The 12,444-nt window shown below is 52.5% G+C and carries 6 protein-coding genes and 1 pseudogene; 5 read left to right on the top strand and 2 right to left on the bottom strand.

Annotated features, from left to right (window positions below):
* Positions 1–293: 293 nt before the first annotated feature.
* The 4 genes and pseudogenes from ACN0YH_RS11990 (at position 294) to ACN0YH_RS11975 (ending at position 6,303) form a co-directional block, all read left to right on the top strand.
* The gene (locus ACN0YH_RS11990) at positions 294–2,096 is read left to right on the top strand and encodes a PQQ-binding-like beta-propeller repeat protein (protein ID WP_417379799.1); all 1,803 of its coding nucleotides are present in this window, start codon (positions 294–296) and stop codon (positions 2,094–2,096) included.
* 521 nt (positions 2,097–2,617) lie between these two features.
* Positions 2,618–2,929, top strand: a complete 312-nt coding sequence (locus ACN0YH_RS11985; RefSeq protein ID WP_417379798.1) for a hypothetical protein — start codon at positions 2,618–2,620, stop codon at positions 2,927–2,929.
* A 321-nt stretch (positions 2,930–3,250) separates the two neighbouring features.
* Positions 3,251–4,516, top strand: a complete 1,266-nt coding sequence (locus tag ACN0YH_RS11980) for a glycosyltransferase family 2 protein (protein ID WP_417379797.1) — start codon at positions 3,251–3,253, stop codon at positions 4,514–4,516.
* Positions 4,517–4,680: 164 nt separating this feature from the next.
* Positions 4,681–6,303: pseudogene (locus tag ACN0YH_RS11975) on the top strand (glycosyl hydrolase).
* Between the two features lie 30 nt (positions 6,304–6,333).
* Here ACN0YH_RS11975 and ACN0YH_RS11970 read toward each other — a convergent pair.
* Both ACN0YH_RS11970 and ACN0YH_RS11965 read right to left on the bottom strand, forming a co-directional pair.
* Positions 6,334–7,605 carry an Nramp family divalent metal transporter gene (locus ACN0YH_RS11970; protein ID WP_417379796.1) on the bottom strand — a complete coding sequence of 424 codons (1,272 nt, stop codon included), beginning with the start codon at positions 7,603–7,605 and terminating at the stop codon, positions 6,334–6,336.
* An 89-nt stretch (positions 7,606–7,694) separates the two neighbouring features.
* Entirely contained in the window at positions 7,695–8,300 is a 606-nt protein-coding gene (locus tag ACN0YH_RS11965; protein ID WP_417379795.1) for a nitroreductase family protein, read from the bottom strand.
* 297 nt (positions 8,301–8,597) lie between these two features.
* Between ACN0YH_RS11965 and ACN0YH_RS11960 the strand changes: the two genes are divergently transcribed.
* Positions 8,598–12,422: a hypothetical protein gene (locus tag ACN0YH_RS11960; protein WP_417379794.1), complete on the top strand. Its 3,825-nt coding sequence runs from the start codon at positions 8,598–8,600 to the stop codon at positions 12,420–12,422.
* Positions 12,423–12,444: the final 22 nt, after the last annotated feature.

Here is a 12,444-nt window from a genome sequence, read left to right as displayed (position 1 = left end):
TTTCTGCTGTCTGTTGTACCATTGTGTGGATCACATATGCAATTTGATATCTTCGTCAGGTTAAGAACAGATGAATCTGAAAGATTTCCCGTTGATTGCGCGGCAGCAGGCGATAGTGAATACAGCGCAGCTGTAAATCGAATCAGGAGACCTGATTCACATCACGGTTTGAGCATTTGACACCGCGGTGCGACTGGTTAAAGTTACAGAACACAGATATTCTGCTCAGCACGGGATGCCCGACAATGTGGAATGTGAGTCGTCCCTTTAATTTTCTCCCATCAGGGTTTGTCATGACTGATACCAATCAACCGGAAACCGAATCGAATCCTCCCGTAGAACCTGCTGCCCGTGAAGAAACCTCGACGGTCAGCGAATTGAAGCCATTGCGTATCTGGCCGCCGATTCTGTTGCTGATTGGTATGGTGGTGACGCGGATGGCACCTCAATGGATGGACTCGGATTCGGTGTTGCCGATCATGCTCGCCGTGTTCGGGCCGCTGGTCTGTGGCGGGCTGATTCTGGTCTGGTGGGTACTGGCCAGTCGGGCGACGTGGAAAGAGAAATTGAGCGGGCTGGTCACTACTTTGCTGGCGGGAGGCGCTACGCTGGCATTGATTGACCCCACAATGAAGGGGCCGGGCGTGATGCTGATTACCGGACCGATGGGAATGGGGCTGTTCGGGATTGCTGCGCTGTTGGTATCTCGTGTGCGTTCTGCGAAGCGGACCGTCTTTATCGTCGCCTGTTCGGTGCTCGGTTTTTGCTTTTCGCTGTTGCTCCGGGCGGAAGGGATGTGGGGCGACTATAATATGGCACTGGCGTGGCGGTGGACGCCGACCGTGGAAGAGCAGATGCTGTCCAAAGCAGATGCGGCACCTGCAGATCCGAGTGCGCTGACGGCGGCAGAGTTGGAATCAGCGCTGGCGGAACCTGAATGGCCCGGGTTTCGAGGTGCGTTACGTGACAGTGTGCTGACCGGGGTGTCGCTGGATGCGGACTGGAACGCGGATGTAGGAACTCCTTTGTGGAAGAAATCGGTCGGGCCTGGCTGGTCTTCGTTTGTGGTAGCGGGGCAGTTGCTGTTCACCCAGGAACAGCGGGGCGAGGAGGAACTGATTGTCTGCTACGATGCCGAGACAGGCGCAGAACTCTGGACCCAGGAAGTGAAGACCCGTTTTTATGATGCACTGGGCGGACCGGGACCGCGGGCGACTCCGACACTGGCGGACGGCGGCCTGTATGTGATGGGTGCCAGCGGACATGTGCTGCGACTGGACCCCGCGACGGGTGAGATCGTCTGGCAGCAGGATATTCGCAAGGTGGCGGACCGGGAACCGCCGATCTGGGGTTTCAGTTCTTCTCCGCTGGTGGTTGATGGCACGGTCATAGTGCATGCGGGGGGAAAAGGTGACAAAGGACTGCTGGCCTTCGGTACGGAAACGGGCGATTTGAAATGGTCGGCTCCCGCCGGCGATCACTCTTACAGCTCTCCCGCCTTGTTGACCATTGCCGGACAACCCGTGATTGCGATGCTGACAAACAAGGAGCTGAATCTGCTGAATCCTGCGGATGGAAAAATTCTGCTGAGTTACGATTGCACCATCGATGGACAGCGTGTGCTCCAGCCTCAACTGGCGGGAGAGGATGAAATTCTGATCGCGACCGGCATGGGCAAAGGGATGCAGAAAATTCATGTCACGAACAAAGACGGGGACTGGACGGCGGAGGAGGTCTGGACAGTCACAGGTTTGAAACCAGACTTTAATGACTATGTGATTTATGATGGGCATGCTTACGGCTTTGACGGTGCGATCTTTACCTGCTTCGACCTCAAAGACGGGAAGCGTAAATGGAAGGGGGGCCGTTACGGAAAAGGGCAAGTGCTGCTGGTGAAAGATTCCGGACATCTGCTGGTGATCGGCGAAGAGGGGGCTGTGGTCCTGCTCAAAGCAGATCCGGCGGGCCATGAGGAACTGGCGACTTTCCAGGCGCTGGATGGTAAAACCTGGAATCATCCGGTGCTGATCGGTGATCGATTATACGTGCGAAATTCCGTCGAGGCGGCCTCTTATCGGTTGCCGGTTGTGGAGTAAAACTGACGATGCAGTTGCCGGTCAGACAAGTGGAAACGGAGCCAGAATCGAGTCCAGTTTTAAAACGCTGTATTTACGAGCATGTTTCAGGTGACCCAATCATCTAAAAAAAGAATGATCCTTTCGGCCAGTGGATGCGTTTCTGATAGAATACAGCCTGATGTAAGAATTCCTGAGGATGACTTACCATGCTGATCTATCTCAGTTTGAGGAAACGATCCTATTATTAAACTTGCTCTGCGTTCAAGTATTGCTGTGTTGGGTTTGCTGGTCCTGCTACCTCTGGGCTGTCAGCAGGCAAGCGATCCCGGTCCCTTTGATGCGGCGTTTGCACTGCAAAAGTCAAGTCAACTAGACTGTGTCTAGTTTTACTGTAGCGTCTCCAGGGCCATTTGGACCGAGTATAATAGATTGAGAGACGCTATGGTTAAATGTGATGCGCTCTAGATCAAGCCAGCGCTTTGCTGGCGGCGGAAGACATCGAAATATGTCTCCATGACTCCTCTCTCATGACGCTCAAAATGAGTGAGGCCCAATTCTCAAATCTGTCCCGTTCAGGACGCACCCAGGGACAGGAAGAAATGTTGCTGGTGGTGCCATTGGTCAAACGGGCCGCCTATCAGCAGATTGAAGCAATGCAGGCTGCTGAAGAGGCCGGGCGGTCAGCCGAATCGAAACAGCTTCGGAAGCAAATACAACGACTGATCAATTCTCTGCAGAACAAGAACAGAGTGTTACTCTATCAGCAGTTGGGAGGCGGCATTCAAAAGAAGTTGGATCAGGTCACGTCAAAGAAAAAGACAAGCGAATTGGAAGCAACGGTGACCGACTAACGCTGCTGGTACCAGATGCATGAGCCGAGCAGGACGAGAATGACTGCGACCGGGGTTCCCACTCAACTGTGTAAAGTCGCAGGTAAATTCTTCAGCCAGTGGACTTGTGGTAAGACTGCAAACCAGAAGAAAACTGCGGCTTTCTGTCTGCAGACATGTCAAAATGGCCAGAATAGGAAACTTTATGAGATTTTGATTGATCTCATATATACCCCAGATTAACATGACGGCTGAACAGTGAGTTACCGTTGATTGAGACAGGATGTTTACGACCCGACGGGCTGTATCCCAAGTGATCCTTGTATCAATTGAGGTGGTCCTATGTATCTACTGGCATCATTTTGTTCTTTCTGTTTGGTCGTTTTTGGTACGCTTTACCTCTACTGGGGTTCTCGGGCAGCTCGCCTGTACCGCGGTGTGTTGAATCAGAACACTGACGAAGACTACACGCCAGTCGCGACCGTCATCCTGCCTTTACGGGGGAATGATCCCTTTCTGATACACTGCCTGGATGGACTGTTGAATCAGGATTATCCGGATTATCGGGTGAAGATCGTTGTCGACCATGTCAGTGATCCGGCGCTGGGTTTTGTAAGACAATATCTACGCAGACATCCCCATCCCCATCCCCATTGTGAGGTCAGTATTCGCCATCAACGGCTGGTCGGCTGTGGTCTGAAAAATGCATCTCTGGTTCAGGCGATTCAAAGTGTCTCCGCCGACGTGGAAGTGGTGGCCTGGCTGGATGCCGACGTGCTTCCCCATCGTCGCTGGTTGCGTGATCTGGTGGCGCCTTTGCATGATGCAGAGGTCGGGATCGCATCGGGGATCCGCTGGTATGCCCCCCAATCGACCAATGCAGGAACGCTGGTACGGCACGCCTGGAATGCGGCTGCGGTGTTGCAGATGCTGTCGATGGACATTGCCTGGGGTGGCTCAATTGCGTTGAGCCGTTCGATGTTTCAAGATCCACGGTTAACCAATACTCTGTCGAAAATGATGTGGGATGACACGGGTCTGAAATCGATTGCCGATCAGTTGAATCAGAAACTGGTTTTCTCACCAGCAGCGACAATGCTCAATGCCGAATCCATTGCATTGGATTCCAGTCTGCAATTCATTTCCCGCCAGATGGTCAATGCACGTTTTTATCATTCCCATTTCTGGTTCATTGCTACACTAGGATTTGTTTCGGCGCTCGCCCAGACAGTACTGGTCGGGCTGGGGCTGCTGTTTCTGCATCAGGGACAGCAGCTGGCAGCCGGACTGGTCACAGGTGTTATGGTCTTTGCGGGCGCTGCGGTGGCGTTTTCGATTTATCGCCTGGGATCACACATTGAGCAACTCGTGCGCTCCCGGGGCGGTCAGTTCCGTCGCCATCCTTTAAAGACGCTGGGTTATCTGTGGCTGATGCCTTACCTGTTCTGTGGTTGTCTGATTGCCGCGATCCGCACGCGCACGATTAACTGGCGCGGTGTGATCTATTATGTGCCTGCACCGTTCGAGGTCTATATCAATCATTATGAGCCGTACCAGAAACCGGCGCCGATGAGTGTCAGAGCCGAATTGGAAAACGTTTCGATTTGAGGCAAACATGGTGGCCCGCAACACGGGTTGATCATCAGCGGGAAGTCAGTAAGATGGACTGAGGTTGGTTTTTACGTAGCGCATGGAAATCACCGCCAGTCCCTGTTGAAATACCGATTTTAACATTCAATCACCTTCCCGTCAGCATTTCAAAAAGTTCAGATATGTTTTCCGAATCGACCTGGAGCCGTAAAAGTATTGGTGATGTGGATGTGGTGTACCATGACGGGCTGTACCACCTGTTTCACCTGGTGCTCCCCAACCATGACTTCATCGCGCATGCGATCAGTGACAATGCATTGAACTGGCGGCGGGTTGATAATGCGTTGTTCATCGGTGATCCCGGCGGCTGGGACGATCTGATGTTGTGGACAATGCACGTGACACCTGACCCGCATGAGTCGGGTCGCTGGCGGATGTTCTATACGGGGATCTCGCGTCGCGATCAGGGTAAAGTCCAGCGGATTGGTCTGGCATTCAGTGATGACCTGTACTACTGGGAAAAAGCGGATGTGGACTGGGAGGATCGGCGTGGCATGCATGATCCGCAGCATATTCTGGAAATCCGTGCGAAGCTCCAGTCAATGGTGGCCACGAATATCAAAGCGAAGCAGAATCCGGACAGTTGTTTTCCGCTGGAGCCGGCAGAAGAATATTACGAAGCATCGCCGGACAACGAACGGAACTGGGTGAGCTTTCGTGATCCGTTTTATTTTCATGAAGGGGATCACAGCTGGCTGTTGATGGCGGCCCGTGTTAAAGAAGGGCCGCTGGTGCGACGCGGTTGTGTGGGGTTGATGGAAGAGGTCGCGCCCAATCAGTTTCAGGCTTTACCGCCGCTGCATGCGCCGATGATTTATGACGACATTGAAGTTCCCAATCTGTTTCGGATTGACGGCGACTATTACCTGATCGGCAGCTTGCGGGAAGATGCGAAAATCCGTTACTGGCATACAGAGTGTCTGGAAAAGCCGTGGCGGAACTATTATGACAATGTCCTGCTGGCGCAGGGTAATTATGCGGGTCGCATCTGCCGCGATGACCAGGGGATGCTGCTCTGGAATTTTTATACCAGTTCCTCTCATGACCGCACTACGAATAATCTGCTGCCTCCTCCCAAGCGTCTGGAGCGTCTTCCCAACGGACAGTTACGCACTAGAACGTTCGAAGGGATTCACGAACGCGTGATTGATCGACTCGACTCACACCGTCTGCACGTGTTAAAAGGGACTCATGAAGAATCGTTTTTTCGTGTCAACGATGGGTCACTGAAGGTAGTGAGCTAGGCTGGTTACCAGGGCTTTGTCTTCAATGAAGAAGTGAGCTGTTTTCGTCTGCGGTGTCATTTTACAATGCAGGGAGACGGAAAGTGTGGCATCCTGATTCGCATCGACGCGGAATCGTATGACGGGTATTACCTGTCGCTGGATCTGTTGAAAGGGATTGCCCAATTTCGTTCCTGGAGGACGGGCGAAGAGAAGTCCGGCGAAAACATGATGCAGTTTGAGTCGCTGCAGGATGGTTCCTGGCGGGTCAAAGATCCAGATGACGTCGAGATCCAAATGATATCATTCGGCAGTTATCACGAGTTGAGTGTGAATGGGGGTATCGTGCTCTCGCTGGCGAACTCCACCTTTACCAGTGGGATGCTGGGTTTCTATGTCGAGACCGCGACACTGCAGATTAACCAACTGGAAGTGCACCGACTCAAGCCGCCGACTCAAACGGACGAGCATCTGACCACCGGCTGGCGAAAAAACAGCCCGGAGGAAGAAGCTGGAACGTGAGCGAACAGTCAGGCCAGCGACTCTCTCTGATCAGCTGAGCAAATTAACGGCCGTGCGGATCGCCAGCAGAACGGAGGTGATCAAACCAATGAACCCAAGGATTTTCATCCAGGCGGGGATGGCGTTCTCACCTTTCATATCAGCGCGGGTGGCCAGCCAGAGCATGGCAATTGCCAGCATCGGGATACCCAGTACCGTTAGAGACTGTGCGAAGATGATCAGCCCTACCGGTTTCTGTCCCATGGTTTTGGTATAAATAGCCACTGCCATCCCGACCATGAGAGCGAACACGGTAAACAGTTTGGGCCATTTCTGATCGATATAGCCACCCAGTCCGAAACCATCGGCCAGGATCGAACCGCCAATCATGGCATTGACCAGGAACGAACTGAAGGCACCGGCAAAAATTCCCAGTGAGAAAATCACCATTGCCGATTTACCAAAACCGGGTTCAAGGCTGGTGGCGACATCCGAGACGGAGGTCAATGTTTCAACGTCTGGATTCTGGTATAGTACTTTGGCGGCGGTGATCAGTACCATTAACGTAATCAGTCCCAGCATACTGATGCCAAGTGTGGAATCGATGAGGCCCTGTTTCAGGTTTTCCCGGGTCCAGCCTTTTTGACGTACCAGGTAAGACTGATAAAAAGCACCCGCGACGGAGAATGTGGTAGCATACATCGCCACAATGGGGGTCATGACTTCTTTCATACCGGCGCCGTTGGCAGCCTGCTCGGGCAGAGACGGGATGAGTCCTGCGATTGCTTTCAGCCAGTCCGGTTTGACCTGAAACAGGTTGATGGCAAAAGCGATGATCATGATGGCGACCAGCAGCTTCATCAATTTTTCAATCAGTCCATACAGGTGTTTGAAACCGTAGAGAGCCAGAATGATGAAGGCATTCATGCCGATGATGATGGCAAGAGAATAATCGTTGCCTTCTTTCATGAATGGTTCGACTGCCGCCAGCACGCCGAGGTTGTTACTGAATTGAAAACAGGCGGCGATTAAGAACAGGATGACCCCGGTCGCAGCAGCAACCGGTCTCCCCGCGCGTTCCGCCAGTTCATCACAGATTGTCCCTTTAAGCTGAATACCGAGTCGGGCTGACAGTGCCGTCATGGCGATCATCATGATGACCGCAATCACCAGGACCCAGCTCATCTGGTAGGCGTAGGTATGGCCAATTTTGGAAGCAGACAGAATACTGCCTGGTCCCAGTACCACTGACGCGGTAATGATGGCGGGACCGAGGCTGGAGAGAATACGCTTGAAGAAATTGCTTGGCGGTTGATCGTTCATGGATGAGATACCGTATTTTCTAAATATAAGTTAGTAATGGCAGTATCTTAACAAAACGAGGCCGGAAAATGAGGGTTCCGCGATGGTTTTTATTCAAAACGATCGTAAATGACAACCTCTTCGTGGGGTAACTGTCCTCCCCGTTCATTGGCGGGCCGAATTGGTTTTCCGACCACGACGAACAGGGAGATCAGATAATTTTCGGGCAGATTGATCAGCTCGGCGACTTTTTTGAAGTCGAAACCGTCCATCGGGCAGGTATCGTAGCCCATGTCTTTAGCGACGAGCATCATGGTTTGAGCGGCCATGCCACAGGAGCGTTGGGCTTCGTCCCGTTCGGCTTCCGGGTTATCTTTATAATAGTTCAGGATCATGGGGACCAGTGCCTGCTGGACTGGTTCGGGGGCATTCTGCCAGTAGCGTCCAGGCTCTTTTTCCCAGGCTTTGAGATCAGCACAGATGACGACCAGCAGTGAGGCATCGGTCACCTGGGCCTGATTCCAGGAGGCCTCGCGGATTTTCTGCCGCAGCTCCCGATCTTTGACCACGACAAATCGCCAGTGTTGAATATTAAAGGCTGTGGGGGAGAGCAGTGTGTAGGAGAGCAGCTGATTGACTTCCGCGTCGGTCATTTGATGATCGGGGTCGTATGATTTGACAGAACGTCTTGCTTCAATTGCTTTTAAGGTTTCCATTCTCATTCACTTATATCAAATAAACACACAGAAATATATTATACAGTTTCTGTTTCTATCATAGGCAGTCACCCCGATGAATAACACTGTTTCGCGGAAATCCAAATCAGGAAATCGCCTGTTTTTAACGAATATCCCAAACGGTAAGCGGGAATCTTTCCGGTTCGAACATTGTCGCTGCCTGAAAATCCCCATATAGTTACCACAGCGGGCAGCCGAACAGTAGACACGGATGATCATCACGAATGCCCGGCATCGGGTTCATCCTGCACAACGGACTCAAATACAGGATCAGTCATGTCCCAGTCAGAAACAGTCAAATCGAAATCGACAGAGAGTAGTTCGACGAAAGATCAGAAAAACCAGCGCGGTTCAATGGGTCGCATTTTTCTGGTACTGGTCATCGGATTCTGTGTGCTGCTCTGGTTTGCCCCGCAGATCGTTTCGCGCACCTCGCTGAAAGATTCGATTCTGCCCCGCATTCTTAAAGACTACCCCGGTGAAATCCGCACGGGCAAAGTCACGCTCCACTGGGGAGCGCCGGTGACGTTTCAGAATGTCGCGTTGGAAGATTTCGAAGGTCGGGATGTTGTCCGCATCGCGCAGATTCAAACGAAAAAAACATTGTGGGAACTGGCGAAAGACCGCAAGCGTGTCGGCGATGTGAATGTGAACCACGTGACGACTCTGACTTATGTGAACGAACAGGGGCTCGCCAATCAGGATCTGTTGACCGCCATCATCAATAAAGGGACCAAAGAAAATCCCCAGGGTGATCCCGACGCGAAGGAAGAACCCAAAACCGGATCGCAGCAGTCACTGACCCTGCATCTATCTGATCTCAACATGAATGTCGTGAATGCTACGGACGAGTCCACACCCTACCTGACGGGCATGAACATTACCGTGACACGTCCCGAACTGCGCACTGATCCGGTGAAGGTTGCAGGCAGCTGGAAAGAGCCGGTCGCGGAAAATGCAGAGGTGAAGAATCCCGCGGAAATCGAATTTCTGGTCAGCGCGGTCAAGTCGGGCGAGCCAGACGCTTCACGGTCGGGATCACTGAAATTCAAAACCAGTTTTTTCGATTTGAAACAGTTGATGCCCCTGGTCAGCGCAGTCTCCCCGGGTGCGTACCTGGATGGGATTTCCAATTCCGAGATGGAAGTCAAGTGGTCGGGAACGAAAGAAGCCCCACGGTTCGCCGTCAAAGGAAACTGGGAAGCAGCACCACTCGTATTTGGCGCACCGGAACTGCTGGGGAATGATGAAATCTCAACCGATTACGCCAGGGGCAACATCGACCTGATGGCCGCGGATGGCGTATTGTATTTCAAAGAAGCCGGGGCCGAGTCACAGTTAGGTAAAGTCACATTGCAAGGCAAGCTGAACTGGGACGATCTGAAGGATGAAAGCAAACAGGAAAAACTGGCGGGTTTGTTGAATTCTCAATTGAAACTGTCGGGCGATCTGGATTTGGCAGAGACCGCGAAACAGTTGCCGGAAACCATGCATTTGAAACCGGGCATGCAGATTACCTCGGGGACGGTCAACTTCCAAGTGTCCAACTTTGATCCGCAGCAGCCGGAACAGAACCGGGACTCGACATGGATCATCGACTTGAAAACATCTGATCTGACAGGCCGTAACAACGGGCAGGCAATTCGCTGGCAGCAGCCGGTCTCTTTATTGATGCAGATTGTCAGGCGGCCTGATTCCTTTGATATCCGCTCGCTGAAGTGTGAATCTGATTTTCTGAAACTGACAGGAAGTGGCAATGCCCGCGATTTGAAAATTCAACTGGAAGCCGACCTGGATCGGCTTTCACAACGGTTGGATCAGTTTGTCGACCTGCAGGCGGTGGCTTTAAAAGGCAGGATGAAGGGCGAGGTCGACTTTAAAGTGACCGGAGAGTCCTGGGCGACAACGTCCTTTTTGAATTTCGATCAGCTGCAACTGGCAATGCCTGATCGACGGGGCTGGCAGGAACCGCAATTGGAACTGACCGTGGAAGGTGCCGGGAAAACGGACGAACAAAAGATACATGTGGAGCGGTTCATTGTGTCATTGATTGCCGGTAAGGATACATTTCAGGCAAAACTGGAATCGCCGACCACCATTGATCGTCAGCCGAAAGCAGAGGCCCGCCAGCAGCTGTTGCCTTTCAAAATTCAACTGCAGGGCAAACTGGCTTCCTGGGGAGACCGGGTCAGGCCACTGGCGAAGCAGGATCTGCAGCTGGCAGGAGATGTCAAGTTTGCTTCTTCGATTTCGATTGGCGATCAATATTTCGTACACGATAATACCACGCTGGATCTGACAAATGTCCGGATTCAGACACCTGACCTGTGGGTCAGTGAACCTCGGGCAGAATTGAAAACGTCGGGAAGCTGGGACGGGAAGCAGAAGACGCTCAAAGCATCCAAGCTGACTTATCGTGGAACCGCGGTTGCGGTGAACGGAGAAAAACTGGAAATACAACTTCCTAACGCTGAAGTTCACACGCCTTCCTTTGTCGGATCACTGTCGCTGAATGGCGACCTGCATGCGCTTTCGCTCTGGTTCCAGAATCCGGCAGAGCCACCCGAGCAGAAATATTATGGGACGATTCAAGGACAGGCGAACGTAGTCGTAACCGAAGTTTCGCGACTGGCGAACTGGAGGGCGACGATTTCAGATTTTGCGATTGAAGCTCCCGTACGTGAGCCAGTGGCTGCCGGAAAGAAAATCGTCCCCAGTCAGCGGAATACCGGCTGGGCCATCAGCTGGCAGGAACCCGAAATTCGCGTGGAAGGGGATACACTGCAGGATTTGAAAGAAGACTCGCTCACGTTGAACCAGATGTCGATTCAATCGGAGATGCTGGACCTGACTGCTAAAGGGGAAATCAAAGAGCTGTCGACCCGTAAACAGGTCAGACTGGCGGGAGAAGTCACCTACGACTGGGAAAGCCTGACCCCCCTGCTCCGCAGCAAACTGGGGCCGGATGTCGAGATCGTTGGTCGGGAGACACGCCCCTTCACTTTGAACGGGCCGCTGGGCAGTACAGCGAACGATCAGGCGCGCGAGATGGTTCTGAACGCGCAGCCGCGTCCCTTATATCCCAATACGCGACCGCTGTTCGTGCCCACTGATCAATATAATGAGTTGACTGGTGAAGCCGGGTTTGGCTGGGAAAAAGCGAATATCCGTGGATTGACCAGTGGGAAGACAAATATCGAGGCGACCATTAAGGATGGCCAGATTCATATCACACCTCTCGATCTACAGGTGAGTGGCGGACGTTTGCGGATCGCGCCGATCGTGCGGTTGGATGTGAAGCCGGCGGCGCTGGTCTTTGCGAAAGGGGATGTGATTGATAATTTTCAATTCACTCCCGAGATGACACGTAACTCGCTGAAATACGTCGCACCAATGCTGGCGAACAGCACGAATATTCAGGGGCAGTTTTCACTGAGCCAGGAATACGCGATCATTCCCATTGATCAACCGGAACTCGGCGAAGCAAAGGGGACGCTGCTCGTCAAATCCACTAAGGTCAAACCGGGGCCGCTGTTTGATGCGTTATCGGAAAAAATCAACCAGGTACTTTCTATTGTGAATATTAATCGAACCAGCAGGTTGATCAGTGAGGACTCCGTCTTTCTACAGGTGCAGAACCAGGCGTTGCATTATCATATGGTTGATGGTCGGGTTTTTCATTCTCCATTCGAAGTGCAGATGAAGGGAATAACGATTCGCACGACAGGTTCGGTAGGCCTGGATGAATCGCTGGATCTGATTGCGGAAGTCGGGTTCAGCAACCTCATTTCGGAAGAGAGCGACAAGCCGTTTGTGAAGGCGCTCATCAGCAAGCCGCTACGACTGCCGATTAGAGGGACCTTGAAGAAACCCAAAGTCGACATGAGCCAGGTAGGCAATTATGCCAAGCAGATGGGGGTCAACGCGCTCGACGCTGTGCTGGGCAGTGGCGTGGGATCACAGATTCAAAGTCTGTTTCCTGAACGAACGCCGGAAGAAATGGAGCGAATCCAGAAAGAACGCGATGCACGTCGCAAGGAACGTGAAGAACGTCGCGAACAGAAACGGCTGGACAAACTGAAACGCAAACAGGGACTGTAATGAAAATCATCGCTCTGTAATC

The sequence above is a fragment of the Gimesia sp. genome (assembly GCF_048262075.1).
In the GTDB taxonomy this organism is placed as follows: Bacteria; Planctomycetota; Planctomycetia; order Planctomycetales; family Planctomycetaceae; genus Gimesia.
This window is presented reverse-complemented; position numbering and strand designations above follow the sequence as displayed.